Origin of the sequence: Sphaerisporangium viridialbum (genome assembly GCF_049674955.1) — a bacterium.
GTDB classification, from domain to species: domain Bacteria; phylum Actinomycetota; class Actinomycetes; order Streptosporangiales; family Streptosporangiaceae; genus Sphaerisporangium; species Sphaerisporangium viridialbum.
Map to the genome: position 1 here is coordinate 5,496,874 of NZ_CP187232.1, position 19,054 is coordinate 5,515,927.

The window sequence follows — 19,054 nt, forward strand, 5'->3', positions numbered from 1 at the left end:
AGGCGGCGCGGCAGTGATCAATAGGGGCATGTTCGGTGCCGTCGCCGTCGGAGACTGGGTGCTCATGGTCGAGGCCTACGGCTAAGAGATCATCATGCCGCTGTCGGCGGGCACCCGCCTCGTCTCCCACTTTTTCCTCGAGGCCAAGCTCCTGTACCACTTCTACTGGGTCGAAGACGGCAACGGTCCAGTTCGAGTCCTGGCACGAGGGTGAGTCAGAGGAGGTGCCGGACGAACTCGTGGAGACCATGGAGCGGATCCACTCCAGCTATCCTCCACTCGCCGTTCACGAAGGACGGGTGTTCCTCTTGGCCGAGCGCCTCACCGGGATCACGCTGACACCGCAGCTGCTGGAGGAGTCCACTTACCTGTGCGGAGTCGTTCCCGGGCCGAGGTGAGCAGGACCATCCGTCCGCGGCCCCCGGCTGGTTGGGCGCAGACGGTGGTCACTGCGCTGTAAGCTCCTCCGGGCTCCACGGGGGAGCACCATTCGCCGCTGGCCTGTAGTTGTCAGCCGTACCAGGCCATCAGGATGAAAAAGCTTCACTCACGGAACCGCCAATCGGACACAGGGGTAAAATTGCGGAACCATTGCACTACTCCCCATTCCCGATCGGTTGCAGAATTCAATATTCCTGACCAAGCTCCCACTCTGCCATCCCTTCGCTCCGACCAGCTTCACTTCTCTCGCCGGCGCCGGGATCGCCAGCTGCCGGGGCGTCCGTATCCCCGACTCTCGGGGGCGACTCGTACGTATTCGCCGACACATGGGCAGGGGGACGGTCCGACGTACCCGCAGCCGAGTTCTGCATCGCTCCCTTGCTTTTCCTCTCCGGCAGTCTTTCCTGGGGATGGATTGCTGGGCCCGACTTCCGCCTGAAAAGGTTAAACCAAGCCATGCTGCTAGATGAACTTCGTGCCCTACTGGCCCGTCACGCTCAGACCGACGGAACCACCGCCATCGAGGGCGTACTGATCGGGCGCGCGGAGAAGTCCGACTCGCCGTCGGCGTCGATGACTGGAACGCTCATGGCGCTGATCGCCCAGGGCGCCAAACGCCTCGCCCTGGGCGAGTACGTGTACGAGTACCGCGCCGGGCAGTACCTCGTCGCATCGGTCGATCTGCCCGTCACCGGCCACTTCACGGAGGGCGACCCGGAACAGCCGGCCCTGGGTTTCGGCCTGCTGCTTCAGCCGTCGGCCGTCGCCGACGTGCTCATGCAAGCGGCTCCCGGCACCCTTCCACACAACGACACCGCACCTCCCGCCCTCGCCGTCAGCAACGCCTCCGACGAACTCCTCGATGCCGTCGTACGGCTGCTGCGCCTGCTCGATCACCCTCGCGACATGGACATGCTCGTACCGCTCATCAAACGGGAGATCCTGTGGCGGCTGATCACCAGCGAGCAGGGCGCGACGGTCCGTCAGATCGGTCTCGCCGACAGCAACCTCTCCCACATCGCCAAAGCCGTACAGTGGATTCGGGAGAATTACAGAACGTCGTTCCGGGTGGAGGAAGTGGCAGAACTCATCGGCATGAGTTCCTCTGCCTTCTTCCGTAATTTCCAGGCTGTCACAGGAATGAGCCCCATCCAGTTCCAAAAGAAGATACGACTCCATGAGGCCCGGCTTCTACTGGCGACTCACCCCAAAGACATCGCACATATTGGCTACCGCGTCGGCTACGACAGCCCGTCCCAGTTCAGCCGCGAATATCGCCGCCTCTTCGGCGCACCACCAAGCCAGGACGCGATTCGCTGGACAGCGAACAAGGCAGACGAGCTCACAACCCACCGGTAGAAGCGCGTTACATCGCCACGTGTGGCCCGACCCGTGCCACGGCAATCCAACATCGCGCCCCAGCCGATGGCGTCGCGCACTCCCGCTTTGTCGATGGTCCGCAGGCTCACGATGCTGACGAAGTAACCGGCGCCCCTGGCGGCCTGCTCGATGCCGTACACCGTGCTCGCCGGGCCATACAGCGTCGTGTCGAAGCTGACGACCCCCAGCGTGCGCGACAAGGAACTCTCGTGAAGCTTTCACGCGACATTCCCTCGGTACCGCGCGAAACTCCCTGGTGAAGCGCATGCGCCTCCTCCTGAGTCGAACGCTCTGATTGACACGCTGAGGTCAGTCCTATGTACTCCGCAGCATCGTCCCTTCGGCCACATACGGGGGCAAATAAGGGATAAATGTTAGCGCTAACAGCCGCAGTTTCTCCCCTGTCCCATGGAGGATCTACAGCGCTCAGCACTCGACAATGGCGCCGGTGGGCGGCCGCGTTGGCCCTGTTACTCGCCGGCGGCCTCATGACCATCCCCGCCGAGGCCGCGACGGTCGACACCAGCGCCTGGTACGTGCTGGTCAACCACAACAGCGGCAAGGCCCTGGACGTCTACAACAACGCCACCAACGACGGCGCGCGAATCACCCAATGGACCCGCGGCGACAGCGCCAACCAGCAGTGGCAGTTCGTCGACTCCGGCGGCGGCTACTACCGGCTGAAATCCAAGAGCTCCGGCAAGGTGCTGGACGACTACAACTACTCCACCGCCGACGGCGCAGCCGTCGTCCAATGGACCGACGGCAACAGCACCAACCAGCAATGGAGCCTGGCCGACAGCTCCGGCGGCTACGTCCGCTTCATCAACCGCAACAGCAACAAAGCACTCGAAGTGCAAAACGCCTCCACCGCCGACAACGCCAACATCGTCCAGTACACCAACTGGAACGGCACCAACCAGCAATGGCAACTCGTCAAGATGGGCGGCGGCACCAACCCCACCCCCACGCCGACTCCGACCGGCACGTGCGCTCTTCCGTCGACGTACCGCTGGACATCGACGGGCGCGCTGGCGAACCCGAAGTCAGGGTGGGCCTCGCTCAAGGACTTCACCAACGTCGTCTACAACGGCAAGCATCTCGTCTACGCGACGACGCACGACAACGGAAGCAGCTGGGGTTCGATGAACTTCGGCCTCTTCACGAACTGGTCCGACATGGCCTCGGCCAGCCAGAACACGATGTCTACCGGCACTGTCGCACCCACGCTCTTCTACTTCGCCCCCAAGAACATCTGGGTCCTCGCCTACCAGTGGGGTGGGACCGCCTTCTCCTACCGGACCTCGAACGACCCCACCAATCCGAATGGCTGGTCATCCCAGCAGGTGCTCTTCACCGGAACCATCTCCGGCTCCGGAACAGGACCCATCGACCAGACGCTCATCGGTGACGGCACGAACATGTATCTCTTCTTCGCCGGAGACAACGGCAAGATCTACCGGGCCAGCATGCCCATCGGGAATTTCCCGGGCAGTTTCGGCTCCACCTCGACGGAGGTCATGAGCGACTCGACGAACAATCTGTTCGAAGGGGTTGAGGTCTACAAGGTCCAGGGCCAGAACCAATACCTCATGCTCGTCGAGGCGATCGGCTCCCAGGGCCGCTACTTCCGCTCATTCACCTCCACCAGCCTGGGCGGTTCGTGGACACCGCAGGCCGCGACCGAGAACAATCCCTTCGCCGGCAAAGCCAACAGCGGCGCCACCTGGACCAACGACATCAGCCACGGCGATCTGGTCCGCAACAACCCCGATCAGACCAAAACCATTGACCCCTGCAACCTGCAGCTGCTCTACCAAGGACGTAGCCCCAGCTCCGGCGGCGACTACGGCCTCCTGCCCTACCGGCCAGGCGTGCTAACACTGCAGCGCTAACAGCGTGACGCGGGCCCGGCCCGGGCGTTCCAGACGTTCACGCCAAAGGCGTATGCCGAATCGGGTGAGCGTTATCACGGCACGCGATCAGGACCGGGTCGAGCTGGATCAGCGGGCTCGGTGCAAAGCCGAGCCCGCCCAGGTCACGCACAAAGTCCAGATCATCCTGCCGTCCAAGCGAGAGACTTCGCCTCGGCGATCACGACGCGGGCGGTTACCAGTACTACATCCGTAGATGTGGAGGGATTGGGTCTCCTCGTCGGCGGTAGTGGCTGGTGCGAATCCATCCCGGCCCATGGCTCCGGTACGGTGATCCGATGACCACCGTCAACGCCAATGAGGTCGCCCTGGGCATCGAGTCCTTCGGTGACGACGACGCACCACTCATCCTGCTCGCGGGCGGGACGACGATGCTCTCCTGGCCCGACGCGCTCTGCGAGCGCCTCGCCGCCGGCGGGCACCGCGTGGTGCGCTACGACCTGCGCGATAGCGGCGAGTCGACGACGGCGGACCCGGAGGCGCCCGCCTACACCCTGCGCGACCTCGCCGCCGACGCGGCGGCCCTTGCCGACGCGCTCGGCGGCGGGCCCGCGCACCTCGCGGGGATCGGCGTCGGCGGTATGGTCGCCCAGGTGGCCGCGCTCGACCATCCGGGCTCGTTCTCGGCGCTCACCCTGGCCGGCACCCGCGCGGTCGCGCCCGGCCCGCCCGACGATGACCTCCCCGACCATGACCAGGCGACGATGAGCCGGCTGTTCGCGCATCCGATGCCCGACTGGACCGACCGCGAGGCGGTGGCGGAGTTCGCCGCCGCCGGCGCGGAGATCCTCGGCGACGACCCCGTCGCCGCGCGCGCGATCGCCGCGCGCATCTGGGACCGCACGCCCGGCACCGCACCCCCGGTCCAGATGGCCAACCAGATGGGCATGGTGTTCTCCAAGCTCGACTGCAAACCCCGCTGGCGCGAGCGCCTGCCCGAGATCGAGGTCCCCACGCTCGTCGTCCACGGCCGCCGCGACCAGTTCTTCCCCGTCGGCAACGGCGAGGCGATCGCGCGCGAGATCCCCGGGGCGCGGCTGCTCGTCCTCGAGGAGGCCGCCACTGCGATCCCCGATGCGGCGGCCGGCGAGGTCGCCGAGGCGATGCTCGCGCTCGGGTAGAGGACGGCGTGATTTTGTTCGTGGGAACTGACCGCACTTGCTCGTGAGTTTTGACCGCGCTTGGTCGCCGTAAGCATGATCGATGTTCGCGAGAAGTGACCGCACTTTGGCTGGCGGGCGAACAGCAGCCGGTCGGCCAGCCCAGCGCCGTCGGGGCGGTGCACCGCCGGCGCACACCCCGGTTAGGATCTCCAGCACGATGCCGCGGGCGTGCAGCTCGTCCTCGACGAAGACCAGCAGCTCCTTCATCGATCGGGCCACCCGATCCGGTTTGTAGATCACCAACGTGTCGCCGGGCTGCAGCCGGTCCAGGGCGGCGCGCAGCTTCGGCTGCTCGCCGCGGGTGCTCGCCGTCTCCACCACCACCACCTCGCGGCAGTGCGCTCCGGCGAGGGCGTCGAGCTGGGACTGGTGGTCTTGGCCGCGGGTGGATACCCGGGCGTACCCGACCGGTGTGTCGGCACGGGGGTTGCGGGACGTTTCCGAGACGATGCTCGGCATGACGACCGCCCCCGTAAGGGGGCTACTCCTGCGGCCCGAAAATCTCCTCGACGAACAGCGCTGTGGGCAGGTCGGACAACGCCTGGATCCGCACCTAATCGAGTGCCGGCGGGTGCTCGGCTGGACGGCGTCCCCAGGCCGAGATCAGCGGCGCGAGTGTCAGGTCGAGTTTGCCCGCGTGGATGGCGGCCAAGTGCGCGTCGATCTCGGCGTCGTCGGCCAGGCCGGCCGCGAGCAGCTCGCCGCGCACGTGCCGGATGGTCGCCGCCTCCAGCCGGTCGCAGGCTAGCCCCCCGACCGGGAAACAGCCCGCCGCGGCGACATCTACCAAGCCGGCCTCACGCAATGCCCGCGGCAGCGTCCGGCCGTAGCGCAGGTCCGCGCCGCGGCGCGTCAGCAGCTCCCGGACCGCGTCGCGCAGCCGGTTGGCCCGCCGCTGCGCCGGGCCGCTGTCGTCCAGGCATGCCAGTGGCTGCAGAGCGGTATCGGCGTCCTCGACCAGCAGCCAGCCGCCGGGCCGCAGCGCCGCCGCCATCGTGGCCAACGCCCGAGCCCGGTCGGGTACATGGACCAGCACGAGCCGGGCGTGCACCAGATCGAACGTCCCCGGCTCCGGGGGCGGATCAGCGGCGACGTCGTGCCGGCGCACCTCGTACCCGCCGCCTGCCTTCAGCCACGACGGGTCGATGTCCGTGGCCAGCACGTGCCCGGTCGGACCGACGGCCGCCGCGAGCGCTTCCGGGATACTGCGGCCACCGGCCCCCACCTCCCAGCAGCGCGAGCCAACCCTGACCCCCAGTCGATCGAAGTGCCCCCGCGTCACACCGTCGAACAGCTCGGCCAGCCAAACGAATCGCTCGCCCGCCTCGGCGCGCGCGTTGTCCAGCAGGTACCCGCGGGCGGGAGCGGGCTCTCCACCGAGCGCGGTAGTCCCGCCTATCGGATCCGGTCGGTCACCGACGTGCGGCGGGCGGGGCGAGGAGGTCATCACTACATGGTCACCTCCCTAGACCACCAGCGCCACGACGACGGGAGAGTGATATCTCACACAGCCAGCTGGTTCCGCTCATGAGAGTTGACCGCAGTTGCTCGCCGAGTGTGACCGCGGACCTGTTCCAGCGAAGTCGTTGTTCATGAGTTTTGACCGCACGATATGCCTTATGGTGACATGCTGGATGCGCTTCGTGATGAGAGAGCGCACCCCGCCTACGGCCTGGACGCACTCCGCGCCGACCTGGACCGCTTCACCTTCCTCCTTGGCGGCAGCGACGGCGAGCGCCTCTTCGAGCCCGCCAGAATGAAGCCATGAGTTCCGCAGCACCCCGGACCGGGCAGATCCTCTTCCTCAACGGGACATCCAGCTCGGGTAAATCGGGCATCGCCGAGCAGCTCCTGCTCGTCCTGGACCGCCCCTTCTTCCACATGCCCGTCGATGCGATCAACGCAATGCGCGCCCGCCAGCGCACGCTGGAGCTGGACCCCGGCGAGCTGGCCACCGTCCTGGCCCGGACCCGGGCCGGCTTCCACCGTGCGGTCGCGGGCATGGCCCAAGCCGGCAACGACCTCGTCGTCGACCACGTCCTCAGCGAGCAGTGGCGCCTGCTGGACTGCCTCACCGTCCTCAGCGGCCTAGACGTCGTCTTCATCGGCGTCCGCTGCTCAGAACAGGAACTGGCACGGCGGGAGAAAGCTCGCGGCGACCGGCAGCCCGGGCAGGCAGCAGCGCAGCTCCGGCAGGTCCACTCCTACGGCAGCTACGACATCGAATGCGACACCACCACCGCCAGCCCCCGTGACTGCGCCCTGACCATCAAGCAGTCCCTCGGCCACCCTGCACTCCTATCCGGGCGCGACGAGACGTGCGCCGGGGAACGAGCTATGCACCGTCGTTGCCATCGCGCAGGGAATAGATCATGCTCTGCAGGATCCGGAACGCGCCTGACTGCTCGGTCTCGGTCATGCCGGCCAGCATTCTGACCTCGACGGACCGGACCGCTACGGTCGCCTTCTCGAGGCTCCGTCGGCCGCGAGGCGTGAGCCGCGTGGGAAGAACCTTCCCGACGGGTGCCTCCGCAGGCCTGGTCACGTAGCCGTCTCGCTCCAGGGCCTGGAGCAGCACGTTCATCGTCTGCCGTGTCACGAACGCGCCCCGCGCGAGCTCGGAGTTCGACAATCCCGGTCGTTGAGCCAGCAGCTCAAGGCAGGAGTAGTGCGTCACGCTCATCCCGAGCGGCCGCAGCACCTCCTCCATGGCTACGCGGAGCGCGCTCGACGCCTCTTTCAGCAGGTAGCCCAGTGACGTCTCCAGGTCGACGCCGACACCGTTTTGACTCATGTCAGTATTCTGACATAGATTTGACCTGTGTCAGGAAGCTGACACGTAAAGAAGGAGCATCATCATGCCCGCCACCGGCCCCGACTTCATCTCGCTCCAAGCGCGCGACCTCAACGCTTCGCAGGCGTTCTACGAGCAGTACCTCGGCCTCGTCCGCTCGAAGGCCGGGCCTCCGCACGCCGTCGTCTTCGAGACGAAGCCGATCGCGTTCGCACTCCGCGACGTCGTTCCCGGCACCGATCTCGCATCCGTTGCTCAGCCCGGCATCGGTGCCGCGATCTGGCTCCACGCCACAGACGTCCAGGCCATTCACGATGCTCTCGTCGCCGACGGTCACACCATCGTCTCCGCACCGATCGACGGCCCCTTCGGTCGGACATTCACCTTCGCCGACCCCGACGGCTACCAGGTCACTCTCCACGACCGCGCCTGATAGGCCAAACGCCACCGGACGATCACCGGCCCCCGAAGACCGCGGTTGCGCCCGAGGCTCGAGAATCCGGGCGACGTTTGTTTACCCCGGGGTGATCACCTGTCCGGCTCTTCACACTTGGGGTGGACGGAGTGTGACGTCGAGCCGGGCGGTCGTGGTTCAGCGCGTCGAGAGCCGGATAGAGGTCGAGGTCTCCCAAGGATGGAGGTTCCTACGCCGCCCATCCGGAAGACCTCGACGTGCCCGACGCTACCGTCGGCGCGGGCTTCGCCTGCGCTGATCCGACCACCTTCTGCCGACCCGACGAACTCGGACTCGAGGTCACCGGCCAACGACTCGACCCCGACCGTGCCGAGCTGGAGCGCGCCGGTCGGCGAGGAACACCGGCCCGGAGGTACGGCCGCGCAGCAACCGGGGAAGGAGCCGGGCGGTCCCGATGGCCCAGTGGACGTACTCGATCGCGCCGCACTTGGAGGTGACGCCGCCGCGCCGGAACTCCAGGTCCAGGTCCTCGATGTTTAGCAACAGCAGTTCCTCGGCGGGGGCGGCGGTCTAGTAGAGCATTCTCCACAGGACCCGCTCGCGCAGGTCGTGCCGGTTGTCGGTGAACAGCTTGTCGAAGGCCGTTCCCTGTGGCGGGTAGAGGGTGAGCGTTAACGAGCGGCCGACCAGGTGCCAGGTAGCTCACCAGTAGCTTCTGGGGTGCATAGGCCGGGGCGGGCTCCGGTTCCGGTGTGGCGCGGTGTTCACCAGCTGATTCCGGCCGCCACCGGCAGGTGGTCGCTGCCGGTGGCCGGCAGCGACCACGAGCTCTCCAGCTCCACGCCGCGGACCAGGATCTCGTCGGCCCGTACCACGGGGAAGGATGCCGGCCAGGTGAAGCCGAAGCCGTCCCCGGCCGCGTCCTGGGCCGAGTGCATCTGTGAGGTGATGTCGTTGAACGCGCGGTCGTCCATGGTGCCGTTCAGGTCGCCGAGCAACACCACCCGCTTGTTCTTCTCGGCGGCGATGCCCTTGCCGAGCGCCTGCACGCCTATGTTCCGCGAGGCCGTCCAAAAGCCTGCCTTGGGATTCACTCGCACGGACCCCAGGTGGGCCACATACACCGTCAGTGGCCCGTAGTCTGTGGCCACCGTGGTGCGCAGCGCCCGGTTCGGGGCCATCTTTTTGTCGGCCGGTATGGTGTCCGCCAGCGGCCCGTAGTTCATGATGTCGATCGGCTGAGTGCCCGATAGCGGCAGCTTGCTCCACAGCCCGACCGTGCCCAGCATCGTGTGGTACGGGTAGGTATTCGCCAGTTCCTTCTCGTACGTGCCCGTGGTCTGCGGGATCAGCTCCTCCAGCGCCAGCACGTCCGCCCCGGAGGCGGCCAGGTCGCGGGCGGTGCCGGCGGGGTCGGGGTTGGCGGCGCCGACGTTGTGGCTGGCCACAGTGAGATCGGCACCCGGGTGGGACTTGTCGATGAGCTGCCCGCCGAAGAGGTACACCCACACCACGACCGGCAGCAGCAGCGCGGCCACCGCAGAGGCGGAGCGGCGCCACAGCGCCCCGGCGAGCAGCACCGGGATGCCCAGGCCGAACCACGGCAGGAAGGTCTCCACCAGGCTGCCGAGGTTCCCGGGCCGGTTCGGAATCTTCGCGTGCAGCAGCATGAGCAGGCCAAGCAGCAGCGCCAGCGCTGCGAGCACCAGGCCACGCCTCCAGGGCTCCGGCCGGGAGTCGATCAGGATCGCCCGGCGGACGCCCGCGCGCCAGCGGCCGACGCCGCCCTGTCCGGACTCTGCCCTGTCCACCAGCGCCTGTCCTCGCATACTGTCAGTCACTTCCGCATCCTAGGGTCCTGGGTGGGGTCGGCGTACATGCGCGGGCAGCCGTGATCGATCGCTTCGGGACGCAGTTCGTAGTGCCAGGTTTCGTTCCTGTAGATCTGGCACAGCCCGTACTCGGCCCCGTGTTTCGACAGCCACACCGTGGTATCGGAGTGCCCGATGTCGACCGCCTCTCCTTTCACGTGAAGCGAGGTCGCCGCGGTTGCCACCCATCGGGCGGCCTCTTTCTCAGAGCCGTACTTGGAGACCGCTTCGCGAAGAAGCTGATTCTGGTACGCCGGGGAACGCCAGCCGCTATTGACGTAGAATTTGATTCTGTCATTCGCGGCGTCCGTCGCGGCCCGGCGGAGCGCCTTGAGGAGATCGGGATCGAGGTTGGCCACGGCCGGAATTGCGTCGTCGAAAACCGTGACACCGTCGGGGACGACACCGTCGGCCTCGCCGAGCGGACCACGGTGTTCACTGCGAGGAACATTCTCGCCGGGCGAACCACGTTGCGCACTGCGAGGAACATTCGAGGGCGATGCGGTGGGGAAGGACCACGACGCGGCCAAGGAGGGCGAGGAATTCTGCGACTGATAGCCAAGGGCCGCGCTGATCATCGCAATGACGAATATCAGGCCAACGCCGAGAATCCAGTAAATCTTGCGGGACACTTTTCGCGTCGAGGCTGGTATTTGAGACATACGGCTAGTCAAGGCAGCGTGAAGTTGCCAGCACGTATGGAATTTTCGATACGCCGACGATATGCGCCGGCCCGTAGCATCGATCGTATGCGTGTGTTGATCGTCGAGGACGAACCCTTTCTCGCGGAAGCCATCCGGGCCGGCCTGCGCCTGGAAGCGATCGCGTCCGACATCGCAGGCGACGGTGACACCGCTCTGGAACTGCTGAGCGTCAACGCCTACGACATCGCCGTCCTCGACCGTGACATCCCCGGGCCGTCCGGTGACGAGATCGCCAAACGCGTCATCGCCTCCGGCAGCGGCATGCCGATCCTCATGCTCACCGCTGCCGACCGGCTCGACGACAAGGCCTCCGGGTTCGAGCTCGGCGCCGACGACTACCTCACCAAGCCTTTCGAGCTCCGGGAGCTCGTCCTCAGGCTCAGAGCACTCGACCGTAGACGTGCCCACAACAGGCCGCCTGTGCGAGAGATCGCCGGTCTGCGGCTGGACCCGTTCCGCAGAGAGGTCTACCGGGACGGCCGCTATGTCGCGCTGACCAGGAAGCAGTTCGCCGTGCTCGAAGTCCTCGTCGCTGCCGAAGGCGGTGTCGTCAGCGCCGAAGAACTCCTGGAGCGGGCGTGGGATGAGAACGCCGACCCGTTCACCAACGCCGTGCGCCTCACGGTCTCGGCACTGCGCAAGCGTCTCGGCGAACCTTGGATCATCGCCACCGTTCCCGGCGTCGGCTACCGCATCGACACGCAACCAGAGGCCGGAGACGAGGGAGGAGACCGTGGATAGAGCGCCTGGGTTGAGCGTTCGCCTCAAACTCACCCTCAGCTACGCCGGATTCCTCATACTCGCCGGCGCCCTGCCGCTCGCGGCGGTGTGGATCTTCATCCTGCGCCATCTGCCCGACTACACGAGTGTCCCCGGGGGAGTGCTGAGCCGCTCGACCCTCATGCGCGACTTCGCGTCGGCCGCGGGCGCGGTGCTGTTCTTCCTGCTGATGTTCGGCCTCGTTGGAGGGTGGATCCTCGCCGGCCGGATGCTCGCCCCGCTGACCCGCATCACGGACGCCACACGCATGGCCACGAACGGGTCACTCTCCCACCGAATCCGGCTACCGGGCCGCAAAGACGAGTTCCGCGAACTCGCCGACGCCTTCGACGGCATGCTCGAGCGGCTCGAAGCGCACGTCGCCGGACAGCGGAGATTCGCAGCCAACGCCTCTCACGAGTTGCGCACCCCGCTGGCGATCTCGAAGGCACTTCTCGACGTGGCCCGCACCGATCCGAACCGCGACACTGGCGAAGTCATCGAACGCCTCCACGCCGTCAACACCCGGGCGATCGACCTCACTGAAGCATTACTCCTGCTCAGCCGCGCCGACCAGCGGTCCTTCACCCGGGAATACGTCGACCTGTCTCTCCTAGCGGAAGAAGCCGCCGAGACGCTCCTCCCCCTGGCAGAAAAGCGCGGCGTCACCATCGAGACCTCCGGTGACATCACCCCCGCCATCGGATCGCAAGCGCTCCTGCTGCAGCTGACCATGAACCTCGTGCAGAACGCGATCGTCCACAACCTGCCTGAACAGGGCACCGTGTGGGTGAATGCCAGCGTCTGCCCCAAGACTGTGGTGCTCACTGTCGAAAACACCGGCGAGAAGCTAACCCCACAGCTGGTCTCGACGCTCACCGAACCATTCCAGCGCGGCACCGAGCGCATACACACCGACCACGCAGGCGTCGGCCTCGGCCTGGCAATCGTCAAAACCATCACCCAGGCACACGACGGAACGCTCACCCTCACCCCGCGCTCTGCCGGCGGGATCCGCATCACTGTGGAACTACCCGCGACAGCCCCGCACACCGGCAGGTGAAGAATCAGGGAATTGATGCGCCGCCACTACAGTAAATCTGCGACAAGAGCACTGAGGGCAGGGGCCTGGGCTAGGGCTGCAGCATGAACGTCGTGCCGGACTCGGTCATCTGGGTGGGGCGCAGCGGCCGCCACCCGCCGTCGAGCTTGGCGAGTTCCGTAGGACTCGGTCGTTCAGCAGATCACTGAGTTGGTCAGCAGGGTGAGGCACCAGGCCTGCTCGGTCTGGTCTTGCAGGTGGGGCGGACGATGGTGCCCTACTGGGCGTAGTGCAGGTCACGGCGCAGCGCGTGCAACGATTCGCCCTTGTTGAGCTGCCGGGAGATCTTCCTGGTAGACCGAGTCGGACAGGTAGCGGGCTGCGTGGATGGTGCGGCGCATCCGCCCCCATTCCTTGAGGGCGGCCGCGAGGGTGTTCTGCCGGGACGCCGCCGACCAGGTCGAACAGCCCGAAGTTCACCAGGGTCGCACCGTGGGTGTCGGTGGCGTGCTCGCGGATCGGCAGGTCTGTCTCGTTCCCGAGCAGCTCATCGAGGGTGCAATGGCCTTCGCGGGTGGTCGGCACGATCTGCTTAGACGTGCGGAAACGTCACTGCACGGGCAGGCCGGTTACCGCGCGGCCGATGAGGAGTCTCTGGATTTCGCTGGTGCCTTCGAAGATGGTGTAGCTCGTCGATCGACACCCAGTTCTCGCAGGTCAGAGCAGCAACGCGGCCAATAGGGCCAGCACCGAGTCAGCACCAGCATTCAATGATCGTCCACCGACCCATTATTGGCCCCCAGCCGATAGAGAATACTGATCGGCAACGCCGCACATCGTCGAATACACCCTCTCCCACCCCTCCTCCCCGTACCGGTATGCCTCACATCGCCACGTGTGGCCCGACCCGTGCCACGGCAATCCAACATCGCGACCCAGGCTCGACAACGCCCCACACGCCGTAGGACGGCACGCATCCGCCACCACGGGTCGCCCCTCGCGGCGGGACAGCCGCCAGCGGTAGCGCCGTGATCGGCGATGTGCTTGTCCATCGCGTCGGCGACATACGGCGGAAACGGGATATCGCAGTTCGCCCTTCTTGTGAAACTTCAACGTCCGCAGCAACGCGGTTGGGTTAACATGTTCACACACCCGCAAAGCCCCCACCGGCGATGCGAGACTTCATATTTACCGCCGCTGCCTCGCCGATCCGTAACCCACATCTGTGCATCAGCCACACGGTCGCTGCCCAGTCCGGCGGCAGATCCACGGCAAGCATCTCGATCTGACCGTGCTCAGGCACAATAAACTCTGTCTCGCTCCCACCGCGGGCAACTCCAGACTAGGTGCCGACAGCGACGATCCGCCGAATACACACCTACAGCGGCACCGGCATTACTCTCGGGCCCCGAGCGCTTCAAAATCAGCTCCTGTGGGTTTGGAACGCGTCCCGACCTCGGCGGAGTAGACCAGTCCACCACTCCCCCACCGCCATGCCTGGTGGCATGACGCGAGTGACCAGCCTTGGCGTCTGGACGTTGAATGTGCCGATCCGACTTGTCTCCGCCGGACGACCCAAAGCCCGCGGCGGCGAGCATCTCGCCGCCGCGTACCTGTCGCGAACTCCTGCATGATCGACGGCGCAATATCCAGATTCGTCTGCTGCCACCGGCGGCCAGGATGGTAATTGGCCTACCGAAAAATTAGTCGCCGCCCGGTGACAGCGTGTCAGCAATATTGTCCTAGCCAAGTCCTACCATCTCGGTTCATTGGAGCATCGCTGCGAAAGGCGGACAGATGGAGCCCCTGTTCGAGGAGGCTGCAGCACCGACAATGGACGTCCAGCGACCGTCCCAGCCGATGCGCTCGCGATCAGACCCGACGGGCTCAGCGTGCACGAATCCTCATTTCCCGCGAGGGTGGCGGCGTTCCTGAGATTCAGCCCGGTGATCGAGGCCGCTCAGTCCGCCCGCCGCAGAGACTGGCCGGATGACGCCTACGACGTCGTCACATTGGCGTTGACGGCCATCGACCTGGTCGTGGCCCGGCAGGGCTTCGAATTCGAGGCGACCCGGCCGGACGTGGTCGCCGCCTTATCCGAGCTGGCCGCCCTGGCAGCGCCTGACCGGCCGGCTGCTGAGCATCAGGACGTCGCGGTGTTCGTGGTGGACGCGCTGCTGAACCGCTCGGGACGCCAGGCCCCGTTCCGGTACGTGACCAGCGACTACTCCAGCCAGAAAGGCGGTCACCGACAGCGTGAGGTTCCCTTCTCATTGCTGGTCGAACACGACCACGCGGCCCGGGACGAGAACGTGCTGCGGGCCACGAAAGACGCGATCAACGCCCTGATCGGCGGCTTGGACTTCGATGTCGAAGACGAGCAGGTCGCCACTGAACTGGTGCTGGAGCGGCAGCTGGCCCGCAATGCCTTCGACGCCGCGTTGAGATCCGCAGAGCGGGCCCGGCTGCTGTCGGTCGGCTTGGCCGAGGGCCTGGATCGGCTGCTCAAGCAGACGCGCCGTGACCTGCGGATCGTGGAGGAGGAGTGGGCCGTCGCGGTGCCGGACAGGCTTGAGGCGGCGCGTCAGCACATCCGGGAACGGCTGAACGCTGAACGGCATCTGCTCGGGAAGGTCCGGGAAGCGCTGGTGAGTGCCGACGCGAAGCTGCTAGCGGCCGCACTGCGGATCGCCCAGCTGTTGGAGGAGTGTCAGCGCCGACATGAGTCGCTGCACCAGCGGGTCATCGCGGCGCGGGGGGTGTTCCTGGAGGAACAGGAGCGCCAGGCGTTCCGCCCTCCCGCTTTGATCAACGTGCCGGACCCGCAGCGGCAGGTGCTCCTGCCGGTGCTGGCGCTCGGCAGCGTTGAGGCGAGCGTCTTGACCGAGCGGTTCCTGATCGACATGTGGGGGCCTCGCGTACCTCGGCTGCCGCGTCTGTATCGGCTGGTCAATGACCTGTGGGCGCGCAACCTGAACGGCGCCGCCGCTGACAGGGCGGACGAGGACACGAGCCTCGCCGACCCTCCGGCGCCGCTCATCCGTCGGGAGATCGTCGATGTGGCGATCCGCGCTGTGCAGAACGTCGGTCTGCCCGCCCGGTTGTCTCGCCTCCTGCATGCATGTCTGAACGACGCCCACGCTCCTTCGCAGAATGTCCGTCAGCAGGGCGCTGAAGTGCTGAATCTGGCCGTGTTGTGGGCGTTCTCGCCCGAGGACGCCGACGACGACGGCGGACGGATGGCCGACGATCTGATGGCCCGCATCCTGGGCGTGCGCACGGCCGTTGACACCGACGGCAAGCCGCTGCGGCTGCCCGGATGGGACGGCGACGACGTCATCGTCGCCCCCGACGCCGATGCCCTCGCCGAGGCGGACCCGGTCCCGATCATCGTGCGCGCTGGTGCCCGCACGCTCGCATCCAAGGAAGCGCCGTGAGTCTCAGTCACACTGATCACACCGACATCGGCAGCCTGGTGGCCTTCGCGATCCGGCCCACCCAGCGGCCGGGCCGCAACCCTGAGTACCAGCGGGTCCTTGGCCGCTACCGGACCGAGCCGGACTTCAAGACGGCCACCAACGCGATCCTGCATGGTCTGGGCGCGCAGGTGCTGTCCGACGGCGACTTCGGGCTCATCCTGGCGGTCACCCCCGAGTCTCCGCTGGCGTTCCGGATCTCCGACATGCCCTTCACCGGCAAACCGGAGAACAGGCTCCTGGCCGGTCTGGTCCTCACCGGACTGGTCGCGTTCGCCTATCCCAGCACCGAGGAGCTCGACGATGACCGGGTCCGGCACATCTCGGCCCGGGACTTCGACGCCTGGCTGCGGGAGCTGTGCGAGCAGTTGCGCTCCCATGACGCGGCCGGTGACATCATCCCTGAAGAGGGCCTGGACGAGGCATGGCGGGCTTATCTGCGCCTGCCATCGGTCCATTTCGGGGACGCCGGTCGCGGTTCGGGAAAATTGACCAGCCGCTGCACCCGCTACTGGGTCCAATCGATCCTGACGTGGCTGACCGGGCAGGGAATGGCCCGCGTCGACGGTTCGACCGAGGACACCTGGACGTTGACCGAACGGTTCCGGGTGCACGCGAAGGAGATCGCTCTCGAGCGGGCCTTTACCTTCATCGCCGAGCTGCACCGTACGAAGGAGACCCTCCGATGATGTATCAGCTCGCCGCGCTCCGGTTCCGCACCGTCGGCGAGCGCTCCGCCCGCTTCACCGACCTGTCGTTGGACTTCACCGCGCCCACCGACGGGCTGGCCGCGCCGCAGGACTCGGTGGTGTGGCTGCGCAACGGCGGGGGCAAGTCCAGCATCCTGTCGCTGACGTACGCGCTGCTGTTGCCGCACGCGAACGACTTCATGGGCAAGAGCGTGCAGCGCAGCCTCACCGACTACGTCGACTCGGGTGACACCTCCCACGTAATCGCGGTGTGGCAGCCGCACGACGCCGGCCGGACACTGCTGGGCGACGCTGAGGACGTCCTCGTCACCGGTGTCGTGCACGAATGGGCGGACCTGCGGCGGCCCGCGAAGGCAGCCGAGTCCAGGGACAAGCTGAACAGCTGCTTCTACGCTTTCCACGTCGTCCCTGGAGTCCTGGAGCTCGACGCGCTGCCGTTCGCCGACGATTCGGGGCGGCAGCGGCGCCTGGCCGGCTTCCTCGAGGAACTCCGCGAGCTGGCCAAGCCGCACGTCCGGCCCGCGAACCTGGTGGTGACCGACAAGCAGCACGTATGGGCGAAGGCGCTGCTGGACCGGCATCTGGATCCGGAGATCTTCCGGACGCAGAAGCAGATGAACCACGTGGAGGGCGGTGTGGAGGATCTGTTCAAGTTCCCGGCTGCCAAGGACTTCATCAACTTCTTGCTGGATCTGGCCACCCAGCCGGACGCAGCCACCAGCATCGCCACCCGGCTGTCGAGCGTCACCGCACTGCTGGCCGCCAAACCGCGGAAGATCGAGGAACGGGACTTCTGTAACGCCGCCGCCGACGACCTGAACAACGTCGCCGCCTGCTACGACCGCGTACAATCCGCCGCCGCCGAGCTAACCAGCATCACTGGTGCAGCCGAGGCGCTGGCCGCGTCCTTCTCATCCGCAATCACCGCCGCCGAAGAGCTTCAACAGAGCCTGAAGCAGCAACTCGCCGCCTTCGGGGAGGCCCGCACCGCGGCCAACACCGACCGGTCGACGGCAAGCGACCTGGCCTACCTGTACCGGCGGGAGGCCGCCCGGCTGCGCCTGGGTGAGGCAGAAGCTCACGAACGGCAGGTCAATGAGCATGCTGAAGACGCGCGCAACCTGGTCACGGCATGGGAAACCACCCTGCGGCTGGCGGAGCTCGCCGAACTGCAGTCTCGCCTGGACCAGGCCATATTGGAGGCCGCAGCCGAAGAGGAGGAGCTCGCACCGCTGCGTGAGGAGCACGCGCGGCATGCCGCTCTACTGCGCCGACGGCTAAAGGCGCTCGCCGAGGAGGCCGATTTCGCGGCAGAGCTCGCCGACGAACAGCGGGAGAACGCCGAAGGGACCCTCGCGGACAACGAGGAGCTGGAGAGACGGGCACACGCCGACAAGACGCAAGCGGCCACCGACGAGTCCCAAGCCGCTACCCAGCTTGACATGCTCGACCAGCGTCGCCGTGATGGCGTCACCCGCGGGCATCTGCCCAGCCACAGCACCGCACCCCAAGCGCACCTCCATGCCGTGCTCGCTGAGCGGGGGGAACTCGAGCGGCAGCTCAGAGAACTCACAGAGCGAGCCGAGGACCGCCGAAGCCGCCGCGCACAGATCACCGGCAGGGACACCATTCTGGCGAGCGAGCACAGCACCGCCGACGCGACACGCACCGACGCGGTGACACGGCGGACCGCCCTAGGCGCGCGGCTGAGCGAGCTCGCCGTTTCGGAAAGGTTACGCGGCCTGGCCGAGACAGCCGACGGCGAGATCGTGGACCTGTGGGCCGAGGGCCCGATCCTGCTGCGCCGTCTGAGTGACGCAGTGATCGCCGCGGACGACGAGCGGATCTTGCGGAGGGCGGAGCAGCACACCGATCAGCGGACCATCGAGGCGCAGGAACGCAACCACATCCTGCCCTCCAGTCTGGATGCCGAACGGATCGAACGACAGCTCATCGATGCCGGTGTCCCCGCGCAGACAGGCTGGGCTCACCTGCGGTCGGTCCTGCCCGCCGGCGAGCTGGTGATCGCGTTGAAGGTCCCCGAGATCGCCCGGCTCGGCTGCGGTGTGATCGTACCGACCGGCCAGATCACCGACGCGGTGCGGCTCCTGGACTCCCGCTCCGCCATGACCACCTCCCTGGTCGGGGTCTACTCCGCGCAAGCCGCCGACGTTCTGCTCCGCGGCGGTGCTGAGGCGTTGACGTCTTCCGCGGGGGCCGCAGCGGCCTGGATCCGGCTCCAACCAGGCAGACCCGGCCGAGGCCCAGGCAGCAGTCCGGCTGCTGAAAGAACGCGCCCACGCCCACACACTTAGGGACCAGGACCTGGCCCGGCAGCGCGCAGCGGACGACGAGCTGGCCCGCC

General features: G+C 66.7%; 16 protein-coding genes and 4 pseudogenes. 12 read left to right on the plus strand and 8 right to left on the minus strand.

What is annotated here, in order from left to right; all coding sequences use genetic code 11:
- Positions 1-94 precede the first annotated feature (94 nt).
- From ACOZ38_RS24585 to ACOZ38_RS24600, 4 genes and pseudogenes are all read left to right on the plus strand, one after another.
- Positions 95-398, plus strand: a pseudogene (locus tag ACOZ38_RS24585) (DUF6461 domain-containing protein).
- Between the two features lie 499 nt (positions 399-897).
- Positions 898-1,800 carry an AraC family transcriptional regulator gene (locus tag ACOZ38_RS24590; protein ID WP_424533523.1) on the plus strand — a complete coding sequence of 301 codons (903 nt, stop codon included), beginning with the start codon at positions 898-900 and terminating at the stop codon, positions 1,798-1,800.
- Positions 1,801-2,309: 509 nt separating this feature from the next.
- A complete protein-coding gene (locus tag ACOZ38_RS24595; RefSeq protein WP_424533524.1) occupies positions 2,310-3,716 on the plus strand; it encodes a non-reducing end alpha-L-arabinofuranosidase family hydrolase in 1,407 nt (468 codons plus the stop codon).
- A 317-nt stretch (positions 3,717-4,033) separates the two neighbouring features.
- The gene (locus ACOZ38_RS24600; protein WP_424533525.1) at positions 4,034-4,876 is read left to right on the plus strand and encodes an alpha/beta fold hydrolase; all 843 of its coding nucleotides are present in this window, start codon (positions 4,034-4,036) and stop codon (positions 4,874-4,876) included.
- A gap of 192 nt (positions 4,877-5,068) precedes the next feature.
- On the opposite strand, the pseudogene ACOZ38_RS24605 reads toward ACOZ38_RS24600, so the two are convergent.
- Positions 5,069-5,377 (minus strand): annotated as a pseudogene (locus ACOZ38_RS24605) (recombinase family protein); the annotation flags it as partial.
- Positions 5,378-5,471: 94 nt separating this feature from the next.
- On the minus strand, positions 5,472-6,365 hold the full coding sequence (locus ACOZ38_RS24610) for a methyltransferase domain-containing protein (protein WP_424533526.1): 894 nt from the start codon (positions 6,363-6,365) through the stop codon (positions 5,472-5,474).
- A 180-nt stretch (positions 6,366-6,545) separates the two neighbouring features.
- On the opposite strand from ACOZ38_RS24610, the gene ACOZ38_RS24615 reads away from it, so the two are divergent.
- Positions 6,546-6,686, plus strand: a complete 141-nt coding sequence (locus ACOZ38_RS24615) for a hypothetical protein (RefSeq protein WP_424533527.1) — start codon at positions 6,546-6,548, stop codon at positions 6,684-6,686.
- Complete coding sequence (locus tag ACOZ38_RS24620) at positions 6,683-7,354, plus strand: chloramphenicol phosphotransferase CPT family protein (RefSeq protein ID WP_424533528.1); 672 nt, start codon at positions 6,683-6,685, stop codon at positions 7,352-7,354. Before ACOZ38_RS24615 ends, ACOZ38_RS24620 begins: the two co-directional genes overlap by 4 nt.
- Here ACOZ38_RS24620 and ACOZ38_RS24625 read toward each other — a convergent pair.
- Positions 7,254-7,712, minus strand: coding sequence for a MarR family winged helix-turn-helix transcriptional regulator (locus ACOZ38_RS24625; protein WP_424533529.1), 459 nt, complete (start codon positions 7,710-7,712; stop codon positions 7,254-7,256). The two genes, ACOZ38_RS24620 and ACOZ38_RS24625, sit on opposite strands and share 101 nt — an antisense overlap.
- Positions 7,713-7,776: 64 nt before the next feature.
- Here ACOZ38_RS24625 and ACOZ38_RS24630 point away from each other — a divergent pair, with 64 nt between their 5' ends.
- The gene (locus ACOZ38_RS24630) at positions 7,777-8,145 is read left to right on the plus strand and encodes a VOC family protein (RefSeq protein ID WP_424533530.1); all 369 of its coding nucleotides are present in this window, start codon (positions 7,777-7,779) and stop codon (positions 8,143-8,145) included.
- Between the two features lie 321 nt (positions 8,146-8,466).
- On the opposite strand, the gene ACOZ38_RS24635 is transcribed toward ACOZ38_RS24630, so the two are convergent.
- The 3 genes from ACOZ38_RS24635 to ACOZ38_RS24645 form a co-directional block, all read right to left on the minus strand.
- Positions 8,467-8,670: a hypothetical protein gene (locus ACOZ38_RS24635; protein WP_424537214.1), complete on the minus strand. Its 204-nt coding sequence runs from the start codon at positions 8,668-8,670 to the stop codon at positions 8,467-8,469.
- Positions 8,671-8,891: 221 nt separating this feature from the next.
- On the minus strand, positions 8,892-9,968 hold the full coding sequence (locus tag ACOZ38_RS24640; protein ID WP_424533531.1) for an endonuclease/exonuclease/phosphatase family protein: 1,077 nt from the start codon (positions 9,966-9,968) through the stop codon (positions 8,892-8,894).
- On the minus strand, positions 9,965-10,630 hold the full coding sequence (locus ACOZ38_RS24645) for a M15 family metallopeptidase (RefSeq protein ID WP_424533532.1): 666 nt from the start codon (positions 10,628-10,630) through the stop codon (positions 9,965-9,967). Before ACOZ38_RS24645 ends, ACOZ38_RS24640 begins: the two co-directional genes overlap by 4 nt.
- A 117-nt stretch (positions 10,631-10,747) precedes the next feature.
- Here ACOZ38_RS24645 and ACOZ38_RS24650 point away from each other — a divergent pair, with 117 nt between their 5' ends.
- Together ACOZ38_RS24650 and ACOZ38_RS24655 are read left to right on the plus strand one after the other, a co-directional pair.
- Entirely contained in the window at positions 10,748-11,443 is a 696-nt protein-coding gene (locus ACOZ38_RS24650) for a response regulator transcription factor (RefSeq protein ID WP_424533533.1), read from the plus strand.
- 10 nt (positions 11,444-11,453) lie between these two features.
- Positions 11,454-12,524: a sensor histidine kinase gene (locus tag ACOZ38_RS24655; RefSeq protein ID WP_424533534.1), complete on the plus strand. Its 1,071-nt coding sequence runs from the start codon at positions 11,454-11,456 to the stop codon at positions 12,522-12,524.
- 275 nt (positions 12,525-12,799) lie between these two features.
- On the opposite strand, the pseudogene ACOZ38_RS24660 reads toward ACOZ38_RS24655, so the two are convergent.
- Positions 12,800-12,941 (minus strand): annotated as a pseudogene (locus tag ACOZ38_RS24660) (hypothetical protein); the annotation flags it as partial.
- 24 nt (positions 12,942-12,965) lie between these two features.
- Positions 12,966-13,088, minus strand: a pseudogene (locus ACOZ38_RS24665) (Tn3 family transposase); the annotation flags it as partial.
- 1,361 nt (positions 13,089-14,449) lie between these two features.
- On the opposite strand from ACOZ38_RS24665, the gene ACOZ38_RS24670 reads away from it, so the two are divergent.
- From ACOZ38_RS24670 to ACOZ38_RS24680, 3 genes are read left to right on the plus strand one after another with little or no spacing between them, the layout of a single operon-like run.
- The gene (locus ACOZ38_RS24670) at positions 14,450-15,940 is read left to right on the plus strand and encodes a hypothetical protein (RefSeq protein WP_424533535.1); all 1,491 of its coding nucleotides are present in this window, start codon (positions 14,450-14,452) and stop codon (positions 15,938-15,940) included.
- Positions 15,937-16,668: a hypothetical protein gene (locus tag ACOZ38_RS24675; protein WP_424533536.1), complete on the plus strand. Its 732-nt coding sequence runs from the start codon at positions 15,937-15,939 to the stop codon at positions 16,666-16,668. Before ACOZ38_RS24670 ends, ACOZ38_RS24675 begins: the two co-directional genes overlap by 4 nt.
- Entirely contained in the window at positions 16,665-19,004 is a 2,340-nt protein-coding gene (locus ACOZ38_RS24680) for a hypothetical protein (RefSeq protein WP_424533537.1), read from the plus strand. The genes ACOZ38_RS24675 and ACOZ38_RS24680 overlap by 4 nt, the downstream gene beginning before the upstream one ends.
- Positions 19,005-19,054 lie beyond the last annotated feature (50 nt).

Coding starts and splice junctions, on each gene's coding strand:
- ACOZ38_RS24620 (WP_424533528.1), top strand. CDS start 6,683: ATGAGTTCCGCAGCACCCCGGACCGGGCAGATCCTCTTCCTCAACGGG.
- ACOZ38_RS24650 (WP_424533533.1), top strand. CDS start 10,748: ATGCGTGTGTTGATCGTCGAGGACGAACCCTTTCTCGCGGAAGCCATC.
- ACOZ38_RS24680 (WP_424533537.1), top strand. CDS start 16,665: ATGATGTATCAGCTCGCCGCGCTCCGGTTCCGCACCGTCGGCGAGCGC.
- ACOZ38_RS24615 (WP_424533527.1), top strand. CDS start 6,546: ATGCTGGATGCGCTTCGTGATGAGAGAGCGCACCCCGCCTACGGCCTG.
- ACOZ38_RS24630 (WP_424533530.1), top strand. CDS start 7,777: ATGCCCGCCACCGGCCCCGACTTCATCTCGCTCCAAGCGCGCGACCTC.
- ACOZ38_RS24590 (WP_424533523.1), top strand. CDS start 898: ATGCTGCTAGATGAACTTCGTGCCCTACTGGCCCGTCACGCTCAGACC.
- ACOZ38_RS24610 (WP_424533526.1), bottom strand. CDS start 6,365: ATGACCTCCTCGCCCCGCCCGCCGCACGTCGGTGACCGACCGGATCCG.
- ACOZ38_RS24595 (WP_424533524.1), top strand. CDS start 2,310: ATGACCATCCCCGCCGAGGCCGCGACGGTCGACACCAGCGCCTGGTAC.
- ACOZ38_RS24600 (WP_424533525.1), top strand. CDS start 4,034: ATGACCACCGTCAACGCCAATGAGGTCGCCCTGGGCATCGAGTCCTTC.
- ACOZ38_RS24625 (WP_424533529.1), bottom strand. CDS start 7,712: ATGAGTCAAAACGGTGTCGGCGTCGACCTGGAGACGTCACTGGGCTAC.